This is a genomic window from Polynucleobacter sp. AP-Reno-20A-A9 (assembly GCF_018882085.1).
Lineage (GTDB): Bacteria > Pseudomonadota > Gammaproteobacteria > Burkholderiales > Burkholderiaceae > Polynucleobacter.
In genome coordinates, this window is the sequence record NZ_JACVPB010000007.1 from 63,224 (window position 1) to 87,659 (window position 24,436).

28 protein-coding genes are annotated in these 24,436 nt (G+C 46.2%); 16 read left to right on the plus strand and 12 right to left on the minus strand.

Annotated elements, in window-relative coordinates; all coding sequences use genetic code 11:
- Positions 1-42: 42 nt before the first annotated feature.
- Genes ICN39_RS07670 through ICN39_RS07690 form a run of 5 tightly spaced genes read left to right on the plus strand, consistent with a single transcriptional unit; the run spans position 43 to position 4,496 of the window.
- Entirely contained in the window at positions 43-1,416 is a 1,374-nt protein-coding gene (locus tag ICN39_RS07670) for an MmgE/PrpD family protein (protein WP_216233466.1), read from the plus strand.
- Between the two features lie 24 nt (positions 1,417-1,440).
- A complete protein-coding gene (locus ICN39_RS07675; RefSeq protein ID WP_216233467.1) occupies positions 1,441-2,418 on the plus strand; it encodes a D-2-hydroxyacid dehydrogenase family protein in 978 nt (325 codons plus the stop codon).
- A 23-nt stretch (positions 2,419-2,441) separates the two neighbouring features.
- The gene (locus tag ICN39_RS07680) at positions 2,442-2,981 is read left to right on the plus strand and encodes a chromate transporter (protein WP_216233468.1); all 540 of its coding nucleotides are present in this window, start codon (positions 2,442-2,444) and stop codon (positions 2,979-2,981) included.
- On the plus strand, positions 2,978-3,499 hold the full coding sequence (locus ICN39_RS07685) for a chromate transporter (RefSeq protein ID WP_216233469.1): 522 nt from the start codon (positions 2,978-2,980) through the stop codon (positions 3,497-3,499). The genes ICN39_RS07680 and ICN39_RS07685 overlap by 4 nt, the downstream gene beginning before the upstream one ends.
- A 19-nt stretch (positions 3,500-3,518) precedes the next feature.
- Complete coding sequence (locus tag ICN39_RS07690; protein WP_216233470.1) at positions 3,519-4,496, plus strand: tripartite tricarboxylate transporter substrate binding protein; 978 nt, start codon at positions 3,519-3,521, stop codon at positions 4,494-4,496.
- Positions 4,497-4,541: 45 nt separating this feature from the next.
- On the opposite strand, the gene crcB is transcribed toward ICN39_RS07690, so the two are convergent.
- Genes crcB through ICN39_RS07710 form a run of 4 tightly spaced genes read right to left on the minus strand, consistent with a single transcriptional unit; the run spans position 4,542 to position 6,070 of the window.
- Positions 4,542-4,919, minus strand: a complete 378-nt coding sequence (crcB, locus tag ICN39_RS07695; protein WP_216233471.1) for a fluoride efflux transporter CrcB — start codon at positions 4,917-4,919, stop codon at positions 4,542-4,544.
- Positions 4,920-4,931: 12 nt separating this feature from the next.
- Positions 4,932-5,711 carry a 4,5-DOPA dioxygenase extradiol gene (gene ygiD / locus ICN39_RS07700; protein ID WP_216233472.1) on the minus strand — a complete coding sequence of 260 codons (780 nt, stop codon included), beginning with the start codon at positions 5,709-5,711 and terminating at the stop codon, positions 4,932-4,934.
- A gap of 9 nt (positions 5,712-5,720) precedes the next feature.
- The gene (locus ICN39_RS07705) at positions 5,721-5,858 is read right to left on the minus strand and encodes a hypothetical protein (protein WP_169709848.1); all 138 of its coding nucleotides are present in this window, start codon (positions 5,856-5,858) and stop codon (positions 5,721-5,723) included.
- A 44-nt stretch (positions 5,859-5,902) separates the two neighbouring features.
- Entirely contained in the window at positions 5,903-6,070 is a 168-nt protein-coding gene (locus ICN39_RS07710) for a hypothetical protein (RefSeq protein WP_158009059.1), read from the minus strand.
- Positions 6,071-6,098: 28 nt separating this feature from the next.
- On the opposite strand from ICN39_RS07710, the gene ICN39_RS07715 reads away from it, so the two are divergent.
- Both ICN39_RS07715 and ICN39_RS07720 read left to right on the plus strand, forming a co-directional pair.
- Positions 6,099-6,761: a site-2 protease family protein gene (locus ICN39_RS07715; RefSeq protein WP_216233473.1), complete on the plus strand. Its 663-nt coding sequence runs from the start codon at positions 6,099-6,101 to the stop codon at positions 6,759-6,761.
- Between the two features lie 69 nt (positions 6,762-6,830).
- Positions 6,831-7,283, plus strand: coding sequence for a cytochrome c (locus ICN39_RS07720; RefSeq protein ID WP_216233474.1), 453 nt, complete (start codon positions 6,831-6,833; stop codon positions 7,281-7,283).
- Positions 7,284-7,300: 17 nt separating this feature from the next.
- Here the strand turns inward: ICN39_RS07720 and ICN39_RS07725 are convergent, their stop codons facing one another.
- A complete protein-coding gene (locus ICN39_RS07725; RefSeq protein ID WP_216233475.1) occupies positions 7,301-7,981 on the minus strand; it encodes a cytochrome b/b6 domain-containing protein in 681 nt (226 codons plus the stop codon).
- A gap of 43 nt (positions 7,982-8,024) precedes the next feature.
- On the opposite strand from ICN39_RS07725, the gene ICN39_RS07730 reads away from it, so the two are divergent.
- Entirely contained in the window at positions 8,025-9,230 is a 1,206-nt protein-coding gene (locus ICN39_RS07730; RefSeq protein ID WP_216233476.1) for an MFS transporter, read from the plus strand.
- Between the two features lie 22 nt (positions 9,231-9,252).
- Here ICN39_RS07730 and ICN39_RS07735 read toward each other — a convergent pair whose 3' ends face one another.
- The gene (locus ICN39_RS07735) at positions 9,253-10,194 is read right to left on the minus strand and encodes a 3-hydroxyacyl-CoA dehydrogenase family protein (protein WP_216233477.1); all 942 of its coding nucleotides are present in this window, start codon (positions 10,192-10,194) and stop codon (positions 9,253-9,255) included.
- A gap of 85 nt (positions 10,195-10,279) precedes the next feature.
- Here ICN39_RS07735 and ICN39_RS07740 point away from each other — a divergent pair, with 85 nt between their 5' ends.
- The 4 genes from ICN39_RS07740 to ICN39_RS07755 all read left to right on the plus strand — a co-directional run bounded on the left by ICN39_RS07740 (position 10,280) and on the right by ICN39_RS07755 (position 15,238).
- On the plus strand, positions 10,280-11,209 hold the full coding sequence (locus tag ICN39_RS07740; protein WP_216233478.1) for a 2-hydroxyacid dehydrogenase: 930 nt from the start codon (positions 10,280-10,282) through the stop codon (positions 11,207-11,209).
- A 13-nt stretch (positions 11,210-11,222) separates the two neighbouring features.
- On the plus strand, positions 11,223-12,149 hold the full coding sequence (locus tag ICN39_RS07745; RefSeq protein ID WP_216233479.1) for a dihydrodipicolinate synthase family protein: 927 nt from the start codon (positions 11,223-11,225) through the stop codon (positions 12,147-12,149).
- 28 nt (positions 12,150-12,177) lie between these two features.
- Positions 12,178-13,128, plus strand: a complete 951-nt coding sequence (locus tag ICN39_RS07750) for a TAXI family TRAP transporter solute-binding subunit (protein ID WP_216233480.1) — start codon at positions 12,178-12,180, stop codon at positions 13,126-13,128.
- Between the two features lie 97 nt (positions 13,129-13,225).
- Positions 13,226-15,238 (plus strand): TRAP transporter fused permease subunit, encoded by a 2,013-nt coding sequence (locus ICN39_RS07755; protein ID WP_216233481.1) that lies wholly within the window; start codon positions 13,226-13,228, stop codon positions 15,236-15,238.
- 86 nt (positions 15,239-15,324) lie between these two features.
- Here ICN39_RS07755 and ICN39_RS07760 read toward each other — a convergent pair whose 3' ends face one another.
- Positions 15,325-16,458 carry a mandelate racemase/muconate lactonizing enzyme family protein gene (locus tag ICN39_RS07760; RefSeq protein ID WP_216233482.1) on the minus strand — a complete coding sequence of 378 codons (1,134 nt, stop codon included), beginning with the start codon at positions 16,456-16,458 and terminating at the stop codon, positions 15,325-15,327.
- A gap of 360 nt (positions 16,459-16,818) precedes the next feature.
- On the opposite strand from ICN39_RS07760, the gene ICN39_RS07765 reads away from it, so the two are divergent.
- Entirely contained in the window at positions 16,819-18,270 is a 1,452-nt protein-coding gene (locus tag ICN39_RS07765; RefSeq protein ID WP_370623707.1) for a M23 family metallopeptidase, read from the plus strand.
- A 69-nt stretch (positions 18,271-18,339) separates the two neighbouring features.
- Here the strand turns inward: ICN39_RS07765 and ICN39_RS07770 are convergent, their stop codons facing one another.
- A complete protein-coding gene (locus ICN39_RS07770; protein WP_216233483.1) occupies positions 18,340-18,780 on the minus strand; it encodes a universal stress protein in 441 nt (146 codons plus the stop codon).
- An 86-nt stretch (positions 18,781-18,866) separates the two neighbouring features.
- Here ICN39_RS07770 and ICN39_RS07775 point away from each other — a divergent pair, with 86 nt between their 5' ends.
- Together ICN39_RS07775 and ICN39_RS07780 are read left to right on the plus strand one after the other, a co-directional pair.
- Entirely contained in the window at positions 18,867-19,268 is a 402-nt protein-coding gene (locus ICN39_RS07775; RefSeq protein ID WP_216233484.1) for a DUF2177 family protein, read from the plus strand.
- Between the two features lie 20 nt (positions 19,269-19,288).
- Positions 19,289-20,914, plus strand: coding sequence for a SulP family inorganic anion transporter (locus tag ICN39_RS07780; protein WP_216233485.1), 1,626 nt, complete (start codon positions 19,289-19,291; stop codon positions 20,912-20,914).
- A 7-nt stretch (positions 20,915-20,921) separates the two neighbouring features.
- On the opposite strand, the gene ICN39_RS07785 is transcribed toward ICN39_RS07780, so the two are convergent.
- Positions 20,922-21,641 carry a sulfite exporter TauE/SafE family protein gene (locus tag ICN39_RS07785; RefSeq protein ID WP_216233486.1) on the minus strand — a complete coding sequence of 240 codons (720 nt, stop codon included), beginning with the start codon at positions 21,639-21,641 and terminating at the stop codon, positions 20,922-20,924.
- A 76-nt stretch (positions 21,642-21,717) separates the two neighbouring features.
- On the opposite strand from ICN39_RS07785, the gene fnr reads away from it, so the two are divergent.
- Positions 21,718-22,488 carry a fumarate/nitrate reduction transcriptional regulator Fnr gene (gene fnr / locus ICN39_RS07790; RefSeq protein ID WP_216233487.1) on the plus strand — a complete coding sequence of 257 codons (771 nt, stop codon included), beginning with the start codon at positions 21,718-21,720 and terminating at the stop codon, positions 22,486-22,488.
- Here the strand turns inward: fnr and ICN39_RS07795 are convergent.
- From ICN39_RS07795 to ccoG, 3 genes are read right to left on the minus strand one after another with little or no spacing between them, the layout of a single operon-like run.
- The gene (locus tag ICN39_RS07795) at positions 22,485-22,745 is read right to left on the minus strand and encodes a hypothetical protein (protein ID WP_216233488.1); all 261 of its coding nucleotides are present in this window, start codon (positions 22,743-22,745) and stop codon (positions 22,485-22,487) included. The genes fnr and ICN39_RS07795 overlap by 4 nt on opposite strands.
- Positions 22,742-22,945 carry a FixH family protein gene (locus ICN39_RS07800; protein ID WP_216233489.1) on the minus strand — a complete coding sequence of 68 codons (204 nt, stop codon included), beginning with the start codon at positions 22,943-22,945 and terminating at the stop codon, positions 22,742-22,744. Before ICN39_RS07800 ends, ICN39_RS07795 begins: the two co-directional genes overlap by 4 nt.
- A 26-nt stretch (positions 22,946-22,971) precedes the next feature.
- Complete coding sequence (gene ccoG, locus ICN39_RS07805; RefSeq protein WP_216233490.1) at positions 22,972-24,429, minus strand: cytochrome c oxidase accessory protein CcoG; 1,458 nt, start codon at positions 24,427-24,429, stop codon at positions 22,972-22,974.
- Positions 24,430-24,436 lie beyond the last annotated feature (7 nt).

A 24,436-nucleotide genomic window follows, 5' to 3' on the forward strand; every position in this document is an offset into this window, starting at 1 on the left:
GCTTATTTAAAAAATATTCACACTTATTCATAGGAAATTTATATGTCTCACGCTATTGCTGCAGCAGCCGATCTCAATGCCCCACCAGTTACCAAAATTTTGGCGGAGTTTGTTAACACTCACCCAAGCCAAGGCTGGACTTCAGAGGTTGAACACGAAGCGCATCGTACATTCTTAAACTGGCTTGGTTGTGCGATCGGCGCAGCCAATCATGAGAGCGTTGAATCATCATTAGCCGCTATTCGTGAATTTCAGCCAGCACCGCAAGCCAGCATCCTTGGTCGCAAAGATAAGGTAGATATGGGCGGAGCGGCATTGATTAACGGCATCAGCTCACATACTTTTGACTTTGACGATACCCACCTCAAAACCGTGATTCATCCAGCAGGCCCAGTAGCATCTGCAATCCTAGCCTTAGGCGAACATATTGGCGCTAATGGTCGTCAAATGATTGACTCTCTTGTTCTAGGTATTGATGTTGCTTGTCGAGTAGGTAATGCAATGTATCCAGACCACTACCATCGTGGCTGGCATATCACCGGCTCTACTGGCATGCTGGGTTCTGCTGCTGCATGCTCACGCTTAATGGGTCTTGATCTGCAAAAAACAACTATGGCTCTGGGTATTGCTGCCTCACAACCGGTTGGCATGCGCGAGCAATTTGGCACAATGACCAAACCCTTTCATCCGGGTGGCGCTGCACGTGCTGGTCAACTTTCTGCTTTGCTGGCAAAACATGGCTTCACGGCTAGCCCTAAAGCGCTTGAAGCTGGTCGTGGCTATATGCAAACAGTTTCTACTAAGTGCGACTGGTCCGAAATTGATCGCGCACTCGGAAAATCTTTTGAGATTTCCTTAAATACTTACAAACCATTTGCTTGTGGAATTGTGATTCACCCAGCTATTGATGCTTGCGCCCAATTGCGCGCCCAAGGTGTCAAAGCGGAAGAAGTCGAACGCATTGAGCTACGCGTTCACCCACTGGTACTTGAATTAACTGGCAAGAAAACACCTAAAGATGGACTGGAAGGCAAGTTCAGCGTGTATCACGGCTGTGCTGTGGGCTTGATGTTCGGTCAAGCAGGTGAAGGTGAATATGCCGACGACATCGTCAACCGCCCAGACGTTGTAGCATTGCGCGCTAAGGTAAATGCGACTACCGATACTTCTATTAGCGAAGCATCCGTTGACGTTAAAGCCTTCCTTAAGGATGGCAAAGAAGTGCATATCTTTGTAAAGAATGCGATTGGCTCCGTAGAAAACCCAATGAGCGATGCTAACTTGGAGCAGAAATTTACAAGCCTGGCTGAGCCGGTGATTGGCAAAGAGAAAACCCGTCAACTAATTTCCGCACTCTGGAAATTAGGGCAAGCGCCGGACCTTAAGCAAATCTTAAACCTGTGCACTCCTGATTAATCTCACCTGAAAGTTTTTTCATTTATGGCTTCATTACCGAACATCGTTATTCTTGGGGATTATGAGCGCGCTCTACGTCGCTTCTCTAACTGGGATAAGTTAGACCAACAAGCTAAACTCACCATCCACCACGAGCCCTTGCGTGATGAAGCCTTATATGAAGCAGTAAAAGATGCCGACGCAATTGCTATTGTGAGAGATCGCTCGCCCTTCAATGAGGCGATGATTGCACGCTTACCAAAACTCAAGTTTTTAATGTTTACTGGTGAACGTAATGGCACTCTCGAAGCATCTGCCCTAGTTTCCAGAAACATCCCTATGGGTTGCACACCTGGCGGGCCCTCTAAAGAAACTACCGCCGAGCTTACTTGGGCTTTGATTCTGGGCGCCTCCAAGCGTCTGATTGAAGAAAATAAACTCATTGCCTCTGGTGGCTGGCGGGATGCATTTTCTCTCCTACCAATGCTCTCTGGCGAACGCTTGGGCATTATGGGTTTAGGTGCTATTGGTAGTCGCGTGGCACGCGTTGGCGCTGCCTTTGGTATGGAAGTTGTAGCCTGGAGCCCACGTATGACTCCAGAACGTGCAGCCGCTGAAAATGCAAAAGCTGTTAGCTTAGATGAGCTACTAAAAACCTCTAAGGTCGTATCCATGCATTTGGTAGCGGGCCCTGGCACTAAGGGATTGATAAGCGCCGATCAATTAGCACTCATGCGCCCAGATTCGATTCTGATCAACACTTCACGTGCGGCACTGATCAATATGCCTGATCTCCAAAAGGCTCTGGCCGCAGGCAGACCAGGACAAGCGGCAGTGGATGTATTTGATGTTGAGCCCCTTCCAGAAAAAGATGCACTTCGCAATACTCCCAATCTTTTAGTGACGCCTCATTTAGGCTTTATTGCTGAACCAATTTTTGAGACCTTCTCAAAAGGTATTACAGAAACTCTAGAAGCATGGCTAGAAAACAAGCCTGTACCGCACCCCTTTAAGCCTCAATAATTGATTCACCAAAATCGATATCGATGAATAGCCTAACGCCGTCACAGCTATTTATTAGCTTTAGCAAAATTGGCATGTCAGGCTTTGGCGGCGTTCTTCCTTGGGCTAGACGAACCCTGGTTGAGCGAGACAAAATTCTGACGTCTGAGGAATTTAGCGCCATCCTCGGCATTTGCCAAATCGTCCCAGGCCCCAATATTGTTAACCTGGCTGTTTGTGTTGGCTCTCGATTTGCAGGAGCAAGAGGAGCGCTTGCGGCAGTTCTTGGCCTGACTCTCGGACCCATTGCCATAGTGCTATTACTCGCCACACTCTACCAACACTACAGCTATTTGGAGACAGTAAAAGGGCTATTGCGCGGCATATCTGCCGTAGGGGTAGGCCTTATCGCCTCAACCGGTTTTAAGATGCTGCGCGATGAGTTTCGCTTTCCTCTGATGCTGGTAGTAGTTGCCATCACCATCTGTGCGGTTACCTACTTTCATCTTGGACTGGGTTGGGTGGTGCTCGTAGTTTTACCGTTGGCACTTTTCTTAGCCCGCAAGAAAGCACTTGGTTCATGAGCATGCTTTTAAGCATCTTTCTAAAACTATCCGCCTTCTCGCTGGTTGCTTTTGGCGGTGTCAATGCGTTGCTACCAGAGTTATTGAACTTAGCTGTCTATCAAGAACGCTGGATTGATCTACAAACTTTCTCGGATTACTTTGCCATAGCGCAAGCGGCGCCTGGCCCTAACTTTATGACTGTCACGCTATTAGGCTGGCATATTTATGGCGTCCTTGGTGCATTAGTTGCCACACTAGCAATTGCATGGCCCTCATCTATCCTAATTTATTTTTTGCAACGCTTTATCTTAGGTATTCAAGATCCCATCAAAAAGAAATCGATTCAATACGCAGCAGCAGCACTAGCTATTGGATTGGTTCTCTCTTCCGCATGGCAAATTGCTATTCAAATTAACCACAGCGCTGCAGCCTACGTCTTGACCCTCGCTACCATCGGCTTTACATTATTCACACGCTGGCACCCTCTATATTTAATTGTCATAGGTGGGGCGTTAGGCGTTCTGGGATTTATTTAGTCTGCTTTAAGGAAAAGATATGCGACTTATTCAACAAGCTTCAACCTGTCTAGTGTGTTTGCTCGCTATTTTTTCAGCTGCAGCTTCCGCTCAAAGCAATTACCCCAGTAAGCCGATTAATTTCATCGTACCTTATGGTGCTGGCGGTAGCGCTGACTCTAGAAGTCGCCAAATTGCTCAAAAGATGAGCGTCATTCTCAAGCAACCGATTGTGGTTGATAACAAACCAGGGGCCGGCGGCAATATTGGTACGGAAGCTATTGTTCGTGCTGCGCCGGATGGGTACACCATCGGCATGGGTAACTTCGCCCCCATGGCAGTCAATAAAACCCTTTTTGGAAATTTGCGATATAACCCAGAGACAGATTTAACACCCATCATCTTGATTGAAAAAGGCCCTTTGGTATTGGTAGTCAATCCAAACTCCCCTTACAAATCCGTACAAGACATTGTTGTTGCTGCTAAAGCAAAGCCAGGGGTGCTGACATTCTCTTCTGGCGGCATCGGAGGAAGCCACCAACTGTCTGCTGAACTCTTTGAACAAAATGCAGGCATTCAGATGATTCATGTGCCGTATAAAAGTGGCTCTGCAGCACTGACCGACCTCATGGGTGGCAATGTTGACCTCATGTTCGATCAAATGTATTCAGCCGTTCCCAGTATTAAGGCAGATAAAATTCGCCCACTTGCTATTACTAGTAAAAAGCGCTCGCCCCTGCTACCCAATGTTCCAAGCTTTGCAGAACTAGGCTACCCAAAAGTAGAGGTTCTCAATTGGCAAGGTCTAATCGCGCCCAAGGGCACTCCTAAAGCCATTATTGATAAATTGAATGCAGCCGCAAATGAAGCGCTCAAAGATCCACAACTGCGTGAACTCATGCTTTCACAAGGCAATGAGATTGGCGGAGGAAGTCCAGCTGAGTTCGCCAGCTTGATTAAAGCTGAGAGCGCCAAATGGAGTGCCGTTGTGAAAACAGCAAACATCAAGCCGGAGTAAGAAATTAAATTTTGAATGGCATTGGGGGCTTAAAGGCCCCCGATCTTATTTGAGAGCTTGGTAAGTCAGAATACCCAAGAAAGTTAAAGCGAGGGAGCCAACGAGGTTCAGTAGCGCCGTGCCCAAAGCCCAAGTAAATTCCCCACGTTGCATAAAGCCAACTACCTCGGCAGAAAAACTTGAGAAGGTAGTTAGACCTCCTAAGAAGCCGGTGACTACTAAAAGTTTCCACTCGGGAGAAAGGCTTGGATTGTTGCCGAAGAAAGCAACCGCAATACCAATTAAATATCCACCGACCATGTTCGATATAAAAGTACCCAATGGCAACGAAGAAGCCATACCTACGGTGGCGTAATTAAAGCCAGCTCTTAATAAAGCGCCGAAACCTGCTCCAAAAAAGATTGCGAAGATAGGAAGCCACATAATTTACTCTTGTTATTGAATTGAAAAACCGAGCATGCCAATTGAACTCATCTCAATTCCGTCTGTATAGATTTTGACCTGCTCTCCAGCTCCCTGCAAGGCTAAGGTATACAACGCTGGCCAATAGTGCTCAGCGGTTGGAATGGAGAGGTGAGCTGCATCACCATAACGCTCCCAATCAATCAAAGTCTCATGATGATTGGCGCGAATTTCTGAAACAAAAAAATCATTAAACTCTTTTGCCCAAGGGTAAGGCTCAGCCCCCTCTTGCCAATGAATGGTGCGTAAGTTGTGCACTACATTACCGCTAGACAAAATCAGAATATTTTCGTTACGCAGAGGACGCAATTGTTTGGCAAGCTCATAGTGCTCACGGGCTGACATCGCACCATCGAGACTCAACTGCACTACAGGTACATCCGCATTGGGGTACATGTATTTCAGAACCGACCAAGCTCCATGATCAATGCCCCACTCATTCTCTTCGAGCACAACGGGGACGTTCAATAATTCTTGTATGCGATCCGCTAACGCAGGACTACCTGGTGCTGGATATTGAATATCAAACAGCGCTTGTGGAAAGCCACCGAAATCGTGAATTGTTTTTGGTTTGGACATTGCAGTAACCCAAACTCCGCGGGTTACCCAATGTGCCGAAATCACCAATATCGCGTCAGGACGCTTTAATGATTTTCCAAGAGCCGACCATGCCGCTGTATAACGGTTGGGCTCTATGGCATACATCGGACTGCCATGGCCAGCAAATATTGCAGGTTGGCGATGGCTAGTCATTAATACCGATTAACCGAATACGTAACCTGTATGAGCCGCAACCAGTGCAAACAAAATAGCCAAGCTAGTAGCAGCAGCCAACATCACGACCAATGTAATGATCTTTTTGTTGATTTCTTCTTTAGATTCGTTATGCCATTCGTTCATGCTAAATCCTCTATAAACACATTATTGAATAGGGTAATTATCCACTATCGACCGCGACCGGCCTTGCGCATCATGCCTTTCCCTCCGCCAAAGCCTGCCTGAGGCCTGCCGGCTGGGCCAGATGGTCCTTTTGGGACGGGTGGACGTGCTGGCGGCTTCGCTGCTAGCGCTTTTGCTGGGGTTTTTGAATCAGGTTTCTTTTCGTCAGTCACTTTGAGCTCCTATGGATATCATATTGCCATGATTACTGACTATTCTATCCAAGCTGTCGCAATTAATGCGATTCCCCTGATTTTTGCCATCACTATCCATGAGGCAGCCCATGGCTATGCTGCCCGCAGATTTGGTGATAACACTGCCTACATGTTGGGACGAGTGAGCCTTAATCCCGCTAAACATATAGATCCTGTTGGTACCCTCTTGATTCCGCTGGTCTTAATTCTGACGGGATCCCCTTTTTTGGTGGGGTATGCCAAACCAGTGCCGGTGAATTTTGGGCGACTCAGAAACCCCAGAATTGACTCAATTTGGGTTGCCTTGGCGGGACCGGGATCGAATTTCGTGCAAGCAATCATTTGGGCAGTCTTTTGGGTCATGGTCCAGGGCTTTGGAATTGAGGAGCCCTTCCTGACCTCAATGGCAAAAGCTGGGGTAATGTGGAATATTGGTTTATTGGTATTTAATTTATTCCCACTGCCACCTCTCGATGGCGGAAGAATTTTGGCTGGCCTTTTACCGGCGCGCCAATCTATCGCCCTGGGTAGATTGGAACCTTGGGGATTCTTCATTGTGCTTGGACTCGTCTTTACTGGAATTATTGGCGCCCTGTGGATGGAGCCCCTCAGCAGCTTTTTCCTAGGAATCATTAATCTACTCATGACACCCCTGAGAATGATTTTTTAAACCGGGCAAAAAATACTATTCTGGGATATGCTGAAAATATGTGGCCCAATTGATCAACGGAGAGCAAACATGAAACTACAAAAATTTGTTTTAGTAGGTACTGCAACTGTTTTAGCGATTGGCGCAGGTTCGGCATTTGCTCAATTTCAAAATGCAGAGAAAGCAATTGAATATCGTCAAAGCGTGATGACAGTCATTGGCACTCATTTCGGACGCATTGGTGCCGTAGTAAAGGGTGCAGCACCGTATAACAAAGACGATGTGAGTAAAAATGCAGAGATCGTAGCAATGATGTCCACGCTCCCGTGGCAAGCTTTTGGTCCTGGCACTGAAGGCGGCAAAGCAAAGCCTGAGGTGTGGTCAGACAACGCAAAGTTCAAAGCTGCCGCAGACAAAATGCAATTAGCTGTTGTTGATCTCAATAAGGCCGCTCAGTCAGGCGACTTAGAGAGCATTAAGAAATCTTTTGGCGCAGCAGGAGCAACCTGCAAAGGCTGCCATGACGATTTCAAAAAGAAATAAGTGATTTTTACTGATCGTTATTTCGTAATCAAGTAACCCACTACTACCGCGATCACGCTTAAAAGTAGCAAAGCAAAACCGCGCTGTAGCACTCCATCTTTGGAGGCCCGACCCAAGTCAGCAGGCAAGTATTTTGCCTCTTCGCTTGGGTCGATTTCTTTATCGCCACTAATCATTGGCTTAATTAGATCCTCCCCTTTAAATTTCTTGTAGAAAATAATTGCGGCTACGTGAATAGCGATCAGCGTAAGTATCACCACTTGATTGCCTTCATGAATCTCTGACAAAAATGAAGAGATCGAACTAGGCACATACTTTGCTAAGGGCCCCTGAAAGGACACCTCATCATCGACAAATAAGCCAGTCAGCACCTGAATACTTAAGACAAAGAGAAGGGCAAATACAGAAATAGCACCGATAGGGTTATGCCCAAGAACGCGAGATGAGCTTCCGTTCAAGTACTCAAAAACCGCTTTTTTAGTTGGCAAGAATGATGCGAAGCGCGCATGGGTAGATCCCACAAAACCCCAGACGACTCTAAATATCAATAAGGTCAAAATGCTGTAGCCGAAATAGGCGTGCCATTGAATGAATTCATCCCCCAAATTGATGGTCACAAAGCTTCCAGCTATACAAACCACCAGCAACCAGTGAAATAAGCGGATTGGCAGATCCCATACTCGAATAATTTTCTTCATCCCTTAAGGATAATCTTCTTCTCCTCTAAAATGGAGGGAATTCATGAATCCCGGCAAAGCCTTTAGAACCCTACTGCTGTACCGCATCGGCGCAACCCTAAGCTATCAAATTACGATGGTAGCGGTAGGCTGGCATCTTTACGAAATCACCAATAGCGTAGTGTCACTCGGTCTGATTGGTCTCGCAGAACTCATTCCCTACTTTGCATTGGCTCTATATTCAGGCCATGCGGTTGATCACTACTCCCGAAAATGGATTGCTGCAATCGCCTGCCTCATTCATATTGCGGTCGGATTATTTTTAATGGTCATCGCATTGGGTTGGCTTACACCACCGATACCATTGATTTACACCGCGGTGGCATTTATTGGAATCGGACGTGCTTTATTAAGACCTTCTTATCAAGCGCTTTTCGGACAAATCATTCCAAGAGATCAACTGCCGCGTTACACCGCTTATGCATCTTCAGCTTTTCAGATTTGCGTAGTGGCTGGCCCAGGACTAGGTGGACTCATGATTGGCTTTGCTGGCCTTGAGTGGACGTATTTACTTGCCGCCTTCTGTGGCGCAGTCGGTTTATATGGAATTACTTTCATTACCGCTGTCCAAGAGAAATCGAGCAGTTTATCTAAGCACTTTCTCAAGAGCTTTTTAGAAGGCTTTCATTACGTCAGAAAACATGAACTCATTTTGAGCATCATGGCACTCGATATGTTTGCCGTACTCTTCGGTGGTGCAGTCTCTATTCTTCCAGCCTTTGTGAAGGAGGTGCTCAATGCAGGCCCGGAAACCCTGGGTATATTGCGTACAGCGCCGGCGGCTGGAGCGGTACTTACCGGAATCTACCTAGCTCGACGACCTGTGTTGAATGACTCAGGAAAATATCTTCTGATGTCAGTAGCTGGATTTGGTGCGGCGATTATCGCCTTTGGAATCTCCAGTAATTTATGGCTCTGCGCATTCTTTCTGTTTATTTCTGGATGCTTTGATTCGATATCAGTAGTGATTCGGGGCAGCATCATGCAGCTCACTACACCAGATCATATGCGCGGCAGAATTAGCGCCATTAATGGTATCTTCATTGGCTCATCAAATGAATTAGGTGCGCTTGAGTCTGGCATTGCTGCCAGCATGATCGGTTTAGTGCCGTCCATCATATTTGGCGGGGTTGCGACGATTGCTGTCGTCCTAATTACTTATCGACTCGCCCCGCACCTTGGCAAACTGCATTTGAAAGATATTTCTTAGCTACCGACTTAACTACTGGTTGCTATTTAATTTCAGGAAGATCTTTCTGAATAATCTTCAGCCCAGCACGCAATGCTTTTTGATAACGTTCACGTTCAGCCTTAATCGTTTCAGCAGTCCAAGTAAAGAAGCCTTCGCCGGTTTTCATACCAAACTTGCCGCTAGCAATACGGTCACTCAAGCACTTCGCTATCGTTGGTGAGTTGTTTAAGGTTGGGTAAATAGTTGCACCTCCAGCACCGTGCACCTCGAGGCCAGCATGATCTCGCTGCATGGCTGGGCCTGCCGCAATATAGCGAAAGCCAAAACCAAAACGAACAGCCTTATCAATATCTTCCGGCGTGCAGATGCCTTCATCAACCATTGAAAAAGCCTCGCGCGATAGAGCATGCTGCAAACGATTTGCCAAAAATCCTGGAAGATCTTTTTTAACAGTAACTGGCACCATGCCACATGCAGTCATCAAACGGGAGAGGCTTTCACCCACCATCGGCGAAGTCTTCGCACCATAGACTACCTCTACACAAGGCACTAAATGGGCGGGCATAAAGAAATGTAAACCAATCATGCGAGCCGCTGTTTTGAGGCCGTTGGCAATTTCACTAATTGGGAAGCTCGTACTATTGCTCGCCAATACCGCTTCAGGCTTTGCATATTGCTCTAGCTTGGTAAATAACTCGCGCTTGATGTCTAAACGTTCTGGTACACACTCAATCACCAAATCAATATCAGACCAATCCACCTCTTCGAGCGAACCGGCAACAGACAACAAATGAATGCGATGCTCATAACCAAGATCCGTCATGGTGTTTGCAAAGTAATCAGGCAAGAGGGCTCGCCGCTCTGTAGTAGGCTCAACCACTTGGACCGCACAGCCACCGCGCGCACAAACGGCAGCAACGTCTGCACCCATAGTGCCGCCACCGACAATGACTACCTTGGTTTCAGCTGGGGTAAATAACATGAATACTCTCCTAAAAGGGGAAGGACTTTTAATGAAAAATCCTCTTACAATGGGGTCATTATTTCAATAAAAAAGTTAGTGAGACATGATCCCCGTCAATTCGGTGCTACAGGTTGGCCATTTCCCTGAAATTATGCAGGCAGAAATAGATCGGCGCTTTACCCCCCTCCATCATCCTGATCCACAAGCGCCCGCCCCTGCCGGTAACTTTCAGGCGATTTTGATTCGCTCCAACACCAAGTTGCCCGAGGCCCTGGTTAAACAGATTCCTAGCATTCGCATGGTTGCTACTTGTGGAGTTGGCTATGACAACCTTCCTTTGGCTTATTTGAAAGAACAAGGTATTAAGGCAAGCAATACTCCTGGTGTTCTTAATGATGCCGTATGCGAACTGGCTATTGGCATGATGCTCGCCCTACTTCGCCAACTACCCGAGGCTCAGGCATACGTTAAAAGCACCGCTTGGTCAAAAGCGCCCTTTAGACTCACCACCACCTTGGCTGGTAAACGAGTGGGTATCGCTGGCATGGGTCGTATTGGGCAAGACCTTGCGAAACGTTTAGAACCATTCAAGGTCGAGATAGCGTATTCAGGGCCCAATAAAAAATCTTTGCCCTATGCCTATTACCCAGATGTTCAGGAATTAGCCAAGGCCTGTGACCTCTTATTTTTAGCTTGCCCAGCTACCCCGGATACGGACAAGATGGTTGATGCCAAGGTTCTAGAGGCTTTAGGGCCATCTGGGTATTTAATCAACATTGCCCGAGGAAATGTGGTGAACGAGGAAGCACTTTTATATGCGCTGCAACATAAAAAGATTGCTGGTGCGGCTTTAGATGTTTTTGAGAACGAACCTAACCCAAGTCATGAATTTTTAACGCTTGATAATGTATTGTTAACACCGCATATTGGGAGCGCTACCTCGGAAACACGGATAGCTATGACCAACTTAGCCGTAGATAATTTAGAAGCCTTCTTTAATCACCAAACACTTCCATCTGAAGTAAATAACTAAAAACGGAGCCAGCATGACGATTTCTCTGCACCCTTCCACCTTGCCAGCGGTGTTATCCCCTGTCATTACACCATTTAAGGCGGACGGCAGTCCAGATGCTCCCAAGTTATTAAAGCAATGCCAATGGCTAGAAGCTAATGGTGTTGGGCAGGCCATCTTTGGTACGAATTCAGAAGCAAACTCGATGTCGGCTCCGCAGAAGATGAGCACCTTAACAGCATTAGTAGAGGGCGGATTAAATCCTGGGCACTTGATGCCAGGTACCGGCGCAACATCGATCGATGCCACAGTGAATATGACGCGTCACGCCGTCAACCATAAGTGTGCGGGCGTATTAATGTTGCCACCGTTCTATTACAAAGACGTCACTGATGATGGCCTATTCGCTTACTTTTCCGAAGTGATTCAAAAAGTAGGTAGTGCAGCTCTACAGATTTATATCTACAACATTCCACCCGTTACTAAGGTGAACTTAAGCCTCTCTTTACTTGAGCGCTTAGCAAAAGAATATCCAAAGACCGTTGTAGGCATGAAAGATAGTTCTGGCGATTGGGCTTATACGGAATCAGTCATTAAATTACTAGCTCCTTCAGGATTCCGCGTCTATGCGGGTAGCGAAGTATTCCTCTTGCGTGCCTTGCGCGCTGGTGGTGTTGGCTGCATCTCTGCTACTGCCAACGTCAATCCAAAAGCAATTGCTGATTTGGCGGCGAATTGGAAAGAATCAAATGCCGATGATCGTCAAGCAAGCTTGGATCAAGTACGCGGAATTTTTGCCAAGTATCAAATGATTGCAGGCATGAAGACTGCCGTAGCCCATTACACCAAGGATTCTGAGTGGCTCAGAGTGCGCCCACCATTGATGCAGTTAAGCGCTGAGCAACAAGCGCAACTGCTCAGCGAGCTGAAAGCGATTAACTTCAGCATGCCAGGTTTGTAATTTACAAAAAAATAATTAGGAGACAACAATGAAACTACTTAAAGCCATTGCCTTATCGCTTAGCCTTCTTTGCGCGAGTGTTAGCGCCCAAAACATCTCTATCGCAACTGGCGGTACAGGTGGCGTGTACTACCCTATGGGTGGTGGTCTCGCTTCCGTTCTATCAAGCAAGGTGCCTGGGATGTCCGCTACCGCAGAAGTGACTGGAGGCTCGGTAGATAACCTAAACCTCATCGGTACAGGCAAGCCCTATGTTGGCTTCTCTATGGCTGATGCCGCTAAAGATGCGCAGATTGGAGAGGGTAAGTTTGCCGGGAAAAAAGTTGATCTGCGTACCCTCGTGGTTCTTTATCCAAATCTGATGCACGTAGTAACCGTCGATTCCACTGGCATCAAGTCTATGAAAGACCTCAAGGGCAAGCGTATTAGCACTGGCTCCCCTGGTAGCGCAACAGAAGTCATGGCGTTTCGCTTGCTGGAAGCTGCTGGTATTGACAAGGATAAAGATGTCAAGCGTGAGCGTTTAAGCGTGGCTGAATCTGTCAATGCCGTGAAAGATCGTAAGATTGATGCTTTCTTCTGGGTTGGCGGCCTTCCGACTGCAGCCGTAACTGATTTAGCCAATAGTCCTGGCATGAAAATTGTCATGGTAGACACCTCCGATGAGGTGCCCATCATGAATAAGAAATATGGCAATTTGTATTTCACGGCCATTATTCCTAAAGCCATGTACAGCGGTATGGCCAAAGACAATAAGGTTGCAGCAGTTGCTAATATCTTAGTAGTGAATGCCAACATGCCTGATGATCAAGCTTATAAGATTGTCAAAACCATGTTTGAAAACAAGCTTGATCTGGTCCGCACGCATCAGGAATACATGAACGTCAGCTTGGAAAACCAAAAAACAAAAGCAACCCCGGTTGACTTTCATCAAGGCGCACTCAAGTACTTCAAGGAAAAGAACGTCAAACTAAATTAAGTTGACGTTCTATCGGGGGTGAGTAAATCTCACCCCTTTTGTTTTACGGTAGTGGAAAAATAAAGCAGTGCATAAAAATTAATACAGAGGTTGAGACATGAATCAAAACGTTATCGATAACGAAACCCAAGAAAAACTAGACGCCTTTATCAAGCAAGAAGAAGGCGATTCCAATGACTACAAGGGGCTGCTAGCCAAATTTATTACACTAGTGGCGGTAGGCATGTCACTCTTTCATTTATATGCCGCCTATTCGATTGTGCCAACACAAGAGTTGCGAGTCATTCACGTTGCTCTGGTTTTATTTTTAGTATTCCTAAGTTTTCCCATTGCTGCTCGATTTAAAAACAAGCTTATGCCCTGGGATATCGTCTGCGCACTCGTCTCGGTAGCCATCGCGTATTACATTCTGAGTGGTGGCGACGACTTTATGGACCGCAATACTGCGCCCAACTCTACGGATGTCATGGTAGGTATTGCATTAATTATTCTGATTTTAGAAAGCGTACGAAGAACCAATGGCATGATCTTGGTCACAGTGACCGTTCTGTTTCTGCTCTATGCGTTATTTGGTAACTACTTACCAGCACCCTGGACTCACAAAGGTTATGGCCTTGATCGTTTAGTCGGGTATATGTATATGACTCTTGAGGGCATCTATGGCACTGCTGTTGATGTTTCTGCAACCCTCATCATTCTTTTCACTATCTTCGGCGCCTTCTTGCAATTTACTGGCGCAGGAAAATTCTTTATTGATTTCTCATTCGCAGCAATGGGTGGAAAATCTTCTGGGGTTGGTAGAACTATCGTGATGTCCTCCTTCTTGCTTGGTGGGCCATCTGGATCAGGTGTTGCGACCACTGTTACTGTTGGCTCAGTTGCAGCCCCTATGCTGGATAAAGTGGGTTACGAGAAAAATGCTGCCGGCGGACTTTTGGCGGCAGGCGGTCTTGGCGCCATCATCTCACCTCCAGTATTGGGTGCGGCCGCATTCCTGATTGCGGATTTTCTCAAGATCTCCTATTTGGATGTGTTGCTAATGGCAACCATCCCAACTATTCTTTTTTATCTTGGCTTATTTGTGATGGTAGAAATTGATGTACGCAAATATGGCATGAAAAACATTCACTTTGAGTCCGCTGAAACAGCCTGGCAACTCACCAAGAAATATTGGTTCCACTTTTTCTCCCTGATCTCCATTGTGGTGTTTATGTTGATGGGCTTCTCTCCTGTCATGTCCGTATTCTGGGCAACAGTAGTTTCGGCTCTATCAAGCATGTTGCGTGAAGATACCGCCATCATTCCTTGGGCGTGGTTTAAGGGCAAAGAACCTATTCTGTCTGGCCTATATAACTCCAATCTGACTAAAGCCCTTGCATCCGGCTCAACTGGCGTTTTGGCAATTGCTGCTACCTGCGCTGGCGCAGGCCTGATAGTGGGTACCGTTACCTTAACTGGTCTTGGTCTGAAATTTAGCTCAATTGTGATTCAGTACGCTGGCGGCTCACTCTTGCTAACAACTATCTTTACCGCCCTCGTAGTTTGGGTAGTTGGTCTTGCTGTTCCAGTAACGGCCTCTTACATCATTTGCGCGGTGATTGCAGCGCCTGCCTTGATCAATTTAGGCGTCCCTGCATTTGCTGCTCATATGTTTATCTTCTACTACGCCGTACTTTCTGAAGTATCCCCACCGACCGCACTCTCGCCATTTGCAGCGGCTGCGATTTGTAAAGGCAATCCCTATAAGACCACTTTGCAAACTTGGAAGTATGTTGCTCCAGCCATTCTGGTTCCATTCATGTTTGTTTTAGATAAGTCAGGCGTCAGCCTGTTGTTGATGGGATCAACCAGCGCTCTAGAGCAAGCAGACTGGATGCAAATTGCTTGGGTATCCTTTACAGCAGTTGTTGGGATTATTTGCTTAGCCGGCGGACTACAAGGTTGGTTCATTGAGAAAACCAAGATCTTTGAACGCATCATCATGGTGATCTCAGGAGTTGCGCTTGCCTACCCATCCACAGAGGCAGACTTAGTTGGATTTGTTGGGTTTGGTTTGGTTCTGGTGACCCAAACGATTACCCATTTCAAACTCAACCCTAGATCTTCTTAAGGCGCACCTGATAAGAGGATAAATCTAATCTTCAAAACAATAAGGCCCGCTAAAGCGGGCCTTATTGTTTATAGCAATTGCTCAACTTAAGAGATCTTGCTCCAAGCAGCTTTACCCGCATACTTCTTCACAGCAGCCTCATCAAACTCAAATCCTAAGCCGGGGGTTTTATGCAAAATCAAATCCCCATTTTTGAAAGTGAGTTGCTTATTGATCAATCTGCGGAAGTTGAGCACCTGATCATCCAAGAAGAATTCAACAAAGCGTGCATTGGGTGTGGCCGCCACCAATGGCGCATGCAAATCATGCATCCAGTGCGGACAAACAATGACACCCTTCAAATCAGCATACGCAGAAATTCTTCTCCACTCGGTAATCCCGCCACAGACAGCTGCATCTGATTGCAGAATGGCAGCACCACCGGCGTCAATCAACTCTCTAAAACGCCAACGTCCCGCCTCCATCTCACCGGTAGCAACATTAATTTTGGTTTGACGTGCTAACGCCGCATGCAAATCAATGGCGTCTGGCGAGAAAGGTTCCTCAATCCAATAAGGGTTATAAGCCTCAAAGCGACGCACATACTCGAGAGCAGTGGGTAGATCGCGCCAGGCATTATTGGCATCCAGCGTGAGTAATACATCATCACCTACCGCCTTACGAGCCGCCTTCACACGCGCCTCTTCTTCCGACGGGGATAAGCGCCCTACCTTCATCTTGACCGCCTTAAAGCCCTGCTTTACGTAAGACTCCATTTCTTTGCCTAACTTGGCAGGAGTTTTACCCTCAAGATAGTAGCCGCCACTAGCATAGGCCGGCACCCGATCATCCACCACTGAACCTAAATATTGATGCAAAGGTAAGCCAACTGAGCGCGCATTTAAGTCCCATAAAGCTGTATCCAAAATCGAGATTCCGCGCATTACTGCACCTGCACGACCCTGAAGAATGGATTCGTTATACATCTCCATCCAGAGGCCTTCACTGCGGTGACTATTTTGGCCAATAAGTTTTGGCGCTAACAATTGCTCAACAGCAAGCTTAGCAATATCTCCGCCGGCACTGCCGACATAACAAAAGCCGATGCCTTCGTTACCATCTTTGCCACGCACTTTTACGAGGCAATAATGACGCTCGGAAACAGTACGGGTAGAAAATGAAGTGACTTTATCCAATGGTACTGCTACAGAAGCTACTTGGATGGATTCAATAATCGGCATCAAAACTCCTTAATCAAAAATTGATTGTATCGAGAATTTAATTTACCGGCAGGAGCCCGAGCAAGGAATAATCAACCCATTCCACTACAAATGCTTAAGGTGAAAATGAGCAAAGTTTTTGTCATCCGAACAGGCGCTATGAGAATGAGATTCGCAACAGAGTTAATATGCCTCTTCCTTTCCAACATCATTAAGCCGCCAAGCTGTGCGAGGAGTTTGGATAGACGTGCCAAAACTGGCATTGCTAAGGGATCGGGTTTTAGCGCCTTTCAAGATAGCTCCAGATCAAGATTCAATCTGAATTGCTGCGGTACAGCATATTTATTCAGAGACGCTCTCACATTATTAGATAATTGAGGGGTGAATAAAAAAGTATCTCTTGGCTCCCTGTTTACTAAGGGAGTAATCATTTTGTCTGGCTGCGCCTTTCTTAGCTCAACCCCGGGTTTGGCTTATGCGGCCCAAGCTCAAAGTAGCCAAACTCAAAATACGAACCAAGCGCGTAAGAAGATCACCGTTCAAACCAGCAGGCAGGTTGGCTTTAAAGATAAATCAGCGGGTGCTGGCTCAAAAACCAATAGCATGAGCCTGAATCCATCGCTATTTCAGCGCAAAGCCCCAGATGAGCTGATGCTTGATAGTGATGCAAACCTTGACTATCGTGTAGCTCAAGGATGCCTACGACGTAACTTTAATGAAGATAGCCTACCCGCTAGCGTTGGAATTGATAACCGTCAATTTGCTGAATTCTTCAAAAATCAGACCAAAACATTTTTTGACCATATGCGTGGAGACTGTATTCCTTACGCAGTTGCTTTTGGTAGTCGCAATCGCTTCGATTCATTGAGCATCATGAATGGTCCAATCCAAGATAGCAAAACTGAAGTGTGGACATTCACACCATCAGCGGTTGGTGGGTTTTTAATTCAGCAGGACTATCTCAAAGATGAGTCTAAGCGCTTAACCGAGATTCGCATCCCTTTAAGAGATGTCTTGTATGACACTCGAAAAGTAAGCGATCAATTACCAGTAGAACTAGTTTGGGAATTGAATTCCTTGATCAAGCAAATTTATCCTGAAGAAAATAATTCTCTCGAAAACACAAATAGCGTTGTGCGCTTAATTGTGGACTTTGGAGATCGAGAAAGATGGGCGCAAATTTGGGCTGTAGAGATTATTGATCCGACTTCCAAAGAGGTCTATGCAAATGCCTTTTGGATGGAGCGCAACGACATTCCTGGAGGCTTCTTTACTGGAACCGGAGAATCGCTGGAGCGTTCCTTTTGGACCAATCCATTAAGCTATCGCCGCATTTCCCGTGGAGTTGGTATGGTAAAAGCCTCCTCCAGTAAGCGCAGTAAGAGCCCTTCGCCAGCAGCTCCAGCCCAGGCGCCAGCAACAAAGCAACGTTACCGCGCCCATATGGGAATTGACTATGCCGCACCTATCGGTACGCCCGTCTTTAGCGTTGCCAATGGAAGAGTGGCTCATATTGGTTACAGCGGCGCCTTTGGTAATTTGATTGTTTTAGAGCACCCAGGCAACTACCACACCTATTACGCCCATCTGAGCAATTACAACGTAGAACTTGAGTTAGGCAACGAAGTGCGGCGCGGTTTAGAAATTGGCTACGTAGGATCAACCGGTAGATCAACGGGACCACACTTACATTTTGAATTAAGAAAAAATGGAGTTTATGTAGATCCCTATGGCTCCAAAACACAACTTGATTTATGGTCCATGCGTGATAACGAAAGCGGGCAATTGACTAGAGAGATGCTTCTACTGGGTAGCCCCATTAAATACAACTAAACCAATTTAGGAATGCTGCTGCAATAAAAAAGGGTCCAACTGGACCCTTTTCACTTGATGCCGAGTAAATTAACCCAGAACTAATACTGGCAATGTGGAATGCACAATGACCTCATGTGTCTCGCTACCCAATAAGATACCTTTAATACCCGTACGCTTATGAGATGCCATGACGATTACATCGGCTTTCGCTTTTTTTGCACCAGCCAAAATGCCTTCAGATAGATTGCTATTTTCAATATGAAGACTTTTCACTTTGGCACCAGCTCCCAGCGCAGTTGTCGACTTCTTAAATACATCCTTAGCATATGCCTGGCAAGCTTCTGCGTGCTGTTTCTTTGAAATTCCGTAGCCCATGGTGCTATCTGAATAAACCATCGGAGGCGTAGGATCAGAAACATACACCAATGTAACCGCAGCTCCGTCAGCCTTGGCAAGTGCAGCGACTTTCTTCAAGGATTTTTTGCTGATATCTGAACCATCTACTGGCACCAATAAATGCTTAAACATATTGACTCCCTTTAAATTGAACTACTAATTTACTCTTTCCATCATAATACTTATTATTAATCTATAAAAGAATAAAGGTAACTTAATTGCTCAAGAATTTTGCTATCTACCTCTCGTTTTTAATCGCCCTCATTGCAATCGATTTAGTGTGGCTATTGGGGGTCGCAAAGAACCTCTATCGCAATGAGATGGGCGATCTCATGGCCAGCGAACCCAAACTTCTAGCTGGGCTTGCCTTCTACCTGCTTTACGCGCTAGGTGTCTGTATTTTTGTCATTGTTCCGGCACTATCAAAACAGTCATGGATATATGCACTGCAATATGGTGCTTTGTTTGGTCTATTTTGCTACATGACATACGACCTCACCAATCTCGCTGTTGTCAGAAACTTTCCAACGCAATTAGCTTTCGTAGATATTGCATGGGGTAGTTTTGTGACAGCCTTGTGTGCGACTTTTGCCTACTGGGTTGGTAACCGCATTTCTTAGGCCATTGAAACATACATCTTATGTTTTTTCGTCCCCGACTTTTTGACTCATTTTCTGGCTATAGCCGCACCCTTTTCACAAAGGATGTTTTTGCCGGATTAACAGTTGGAATTGTTGCCCTCCCATTGGCCATGGCTTTTGCAATTGCCAGCGGACTCAAACCCCAGGCAGGCATTTTTACCGCCATTATTGCTGGCGGGCTTATTTCCTTGCTTGGAGGTAGCCGCGTACAAATCGGCGGACCGGCTGGGGCCTTCATCGTCATTGTTTACGGCATTGTGGAGCGCTATGGCGTCCCTAATTTATTGCTGGCAACAGCCATATCAGGAGTATTTTTATTTCTGATGGGGGTATTCCGCCTTGGAACGCTAGTACGCTTCATTCCGATTGCGGTCATTGTTGGTTTTACTAATGGCATTGCCTTTCTGATTGGGCTATCTCAAGTCAAAGATTTCTTCGGACTTCAAATTGAAAAAATGCCGGCTCAATTTTTTCAATCAGTACATACGCTCTACTTAGCCGCAGATACCTTTAACCCAATTGCGCTGGGTTTAGCTTGTGGAAGCCTTGCATTGTTAATTCTGTGGAAGGTTTTTCAGAATCGCTTAGGCTGGCTCTCACATCTTCCTGGCACAGTTGTAGCAATGGTGGTAGCAACGATCGTCACCAGCATTTTTAATTTACCGGTAGATACAATTGGCAGTCGCTTTGGCGGGATTCCATCTGGACTCCCCGCTTTTGAATGGATTCCGGTGAGCTGGGATAACGCTCAATATATGGTGGCTCCAGCTTTGACACTCGCCTTATTGGGCGCAATTGAATCCTTACTCTGCGCACGTATTGCTGACGGTCTCATTCATGATCGCCATGAGTCAAATCAAGAGCTGGTAGCTCAGGGTATTGCTAACTTCACCATTCCATTTTTTGGCGGCATGCCAGCGACCGGCACAATCGCCCGCACAGTAACCAATGTAGAAAGCGGTGCCTCCACACCAATCGCCGGTCTCGTGCATGCGGCAACTTTGCTGGCGATCGTCTTGTTTGCGGCACCACTTGCTAAAAACATTCCTTTAGCTAGCCTTGCTGCCATCTTGATGTATGTGGCCTGGAATATGGGTGATTGGCAGAAATTTATCGATCTGAAACAATTCCGCTTGCCATATCGAGTCACTATTTTGAGTGTCTTTATTCTTACTGTTGTACTAGATCTCACGATTGCAGTGGAAGTAGGTTTGCTGCTCGCCTTTATTACCTTTATTTATCGTATCTCCAGCCTATCGCGCTGCGAGCCCGCTCTGAGCAGTGATTACCCGGAACTGAGTAATCAGCAGGGTCGAATTGATGCTTATCGTATTCATGGTGCCATCTTTTTTGGAGCAGTAAAACTCCTCGAAAAGATTGAAGCAAACTTGCCCACGCAAACACTCCTGCTGGATTTAAAGAATGTGATTTATATCGATACTTCTGGCATGGATACGATTATGGAGTTAGCGCATCTGTGCAAGATTCGTAACATTCAATTAATCATTTGCGGCTTAGCGCATCAACCACTAGAAATGGCGGAGCGCAGCAACTTTCTGTCGACGCTACCGCAAGATGCCTTCTATCCAGATCTGATCTCCGGCATAGAAGCAGCAACAGCTTAAGAGCGACTTAAGAAACACAGAAGCCACCTTTTAATAAGGCCTCTGGCAAAACCCAAGCGCGATATAAACCAAAGCCGCCTGCAATCAATAGAAGTGCGGCAGCCAAATATCGTACCCATAAATATTGTCCAAACTGAGTGAGTGCCGCTGAAAATTTAGAGATCAGTAATAAGTTAGGCAATGTACCCAAACCAAATGCCAACATCAGTGCGGCACCAGTGATTACGTCACCCGATAAAAATGCGATTGGTAATACGCTATAGACCAATCCACACGGCACTAAACCCCACAACATGCCGCTAAACCAACGCGAAGGACCGCTGGCCATACCACCCAAGTATTTAGCCCAGTAAGCTGCAATTTTTGCGCTTAACCATTTGCCACCAAGCAAGCCTTCCGATCCGCCTATTCTGAGCAGACGCACTCCCATCAAAATGAGGATCAGGGACGTCAGAGCAAATAAGGGGCGCTGGATTGGAATCAGGCTTTGTTGCCAAACCACCACCCCCAATGAGGCGGCAAGAGCGCCCAATAAGACATAAGTTGTTACACGCCCCAAATGCATGATCAATTGCAGGCAAAAAAGCTCTGATTTAGGCCTTAAAGGGGCCTCTAGGGTATTGGGCCGCTCTATGGCAGCCGCTATCCCACCACACATCAGAGCGCAGTGCCAACCGCTCAGAAGGGCTCCCAAGAAAACAGCTAAAAGCAGACTGATTGTTAGCATGAAATCAACAGAAAATAGGTGAAAGCGATAATCCTCATACTTATAGAATAAACTGATCCCATAGACCAGACCGAATATGAATTACAAACCTACCGATAGCCCAACTAGCAAATGCTCAGTATGCGTATTGGGTCAGTTTTGCCTTCCGGTTGGATTAAACAGTAGTGAAGTTTCCCAGATAGACACCTTGGTAAAAGAGCGTGTTCACCTACAAAAGGGAGAAAGCCTTTACCGTCATGGCGATCCACTCAGCTCCGTATATAGCGTTCGCTTTGGCACCCTTAAAACAGAATTCTGTCTGCAAGACGGTCGACAACAAGTGATTGGCTTTCATCTGCCCGGTGAAATCCTGGGTCTTGATGGTATAGGTGAAGGTCATTATCAGTCCGATGCGATTGCACTTGAAGAAAGTGAAGTCTGCATTATTCGTTACGATGCTTTTGAAGATTTGGCTCGACAGATTCCTGTATTACAACATCAGTTCCATAAAATTATGAGTCGAGAGCTGACTCAAGATCAACGCCACCTACTATCACTTGGCACGATGCGTGCAGAAGAAAGATTGGCCACCTTTTTATTAAGCCTCTCGCAACGTCTTGCTGCACGCGGCTACCTTAATAATGAATTCGACTTGCGTATGAGTCGTAATGATATAGGCAGCTATCTTGGCATTCAAATTGAAACCGTCAGTCGCATGCTGTCACGCTTTGCAGAGTCAGGCCTGATTCAAATCAAACAGCGCCATATTAAACTCATCGATATGGGCGGACTATACGAACTGGCGGGCATTCCAAATCCGGATCGCCACGGCTGCGCAAGCCCAGAAATCCCAATCAAACAGGTTTAAATTAAGCCGCGGTCGACTTCCTTGCTATCGGATGACTCAATCCCAGGCAAGATATAAGCAGTCAGCGCACTAGAGATGGCGCAGAAGGTCCAAATCACAAAGAACCCGATTGTATAAATACCCTCATCAGAAACATCAGGGTGATAGCCAAAAAATAAAAGTTCTTGTGGGTGGATTACGGTAAATAACAAGCCTTCTGCCATGCCAGCCACCAAAAATGAGGGCCACAAAATCCAGATTAGTAGGCGGTACTTCATTTTGTTGCCTGCGCATCTTTAAGCTGCTCAACTTTAAGGCCCTGCTTCACTACGCCATCACGCAATGGTTTATCTGCATACAGATTCACAGCCAAGTAAATAGTAATAGCGCAGCCAATCATGGCGACAGCTGGTCCACTAATTAAAAGCCATGGCCACAATTGCTTAAACCAGGGTTTAGTAGTTTCTTGCTCTGTCATATCCATCCTCTCCATTGCCGTCTAGCTTAACGGGGAATAATAAAAGTAGATTTCTCTTCACGGGTTCTAATGACTTCTTTATCCCCCGTTAATTCTTGCGCAGTAACATCAAAATGAATTGGGTAATTTCCAGATTCATGCTCACCAATAGTAGTACTGACTTTAATTGGGAGCAACTGATTGCTTGCTGGCGCAACTTCAATCTCGTGAATTTCTTTACCTTGTGAATTCAAAATCCTTAAATCATCTAAACCCGTAGCTTTGACCTGTACCTTCATTGGATGCTCAGAGGCATTCATAATTTGAATGCGGTAAATATTTTCGATACGAATACCCTCTACTTCACGAGCTAAAGCGCCACGATCGCGCATCACATCAACTCTTAATGGATTGCGCGTGACCAAGGAAATCAGAAATGCGGAAGCAAGAACGGTAATAAAGGCTGTATAGATTAATACTCGCGGGCGCAATATATGGCGGATGGCGCTTTGATTGGATTCCTTATCCTCAATTGCACGCTCAGTCGTATAGCGAATCAATCCTTTTGGATAATTAACCTTCTCCATTACTTGATTGCAGGCGTCAATACAGGCGCCACAACCAATACACATGTATTGCAAGCCATCACGGATATCAATACCCGTTGGACATACCTGCACACAAATACTACAGTCAACGCAATCACCCAAACCTAGGGAAGCTTTATCTGCGGATTTACTACGACTGCCCCTTGGTTCGCCGCGCACTTTATCGTAGGTAACCAAGAAAGTATCCTTATCTACCATCACGCTTTGAAAGCGGGCATATGGGCACATATATTTACAAACTTGTTCACGCATAAAACCTGCGTTACCCCAAGTTGCAAAGCTATAAAAGCCTAACCAGAAGGTTTGCCATGGGCCCAGGGAAAGGTGCAGCAATGATGCACCCAATGTTTCTATAGGAGTGAAGTAGCCAATAAAGGTAAAGCCGGTCCAGAAAGCGATGAGCAACCATAGGAAATGTTTTGTGATCTTGATGCGCCATTTACGAAACCCCCATGGCCACTCCTCACCATCTAAACGAATCCGTGCAAATCGGTCTCCCTCGACCTTGCGCTCGATCCACATAAAGATTTCGGTGTAGACAGTCTGTGGACATGCATAACCACAAAATAAGCGCCCAGCCACCGCAGTAAATAGGAATAGAGCTAACGCAGAAAGAATGAGTAAGAGCGTGAGATAAATCACGTCTTGTGGCCAAAGAACTAGGCCGAAGATATAAAACTTACGCTGAACTAAATCAAAGAGAACTGCTTGACGGTCATTCCAACTCAACCAAGGCAAGCCATAAAACAATAGTTGAGTTGCAAAGACTAAGATGAAACGCCAGCGGGCAAAGAGCCCAGATACAGAACGCGGGTAAATCTTTCGCCGGACCTCGTAAAGAGATTCCTCAATGACTTCTATCGGAACAGGTTTCCCACCCGGCAAAATATCTGACACTGATGAC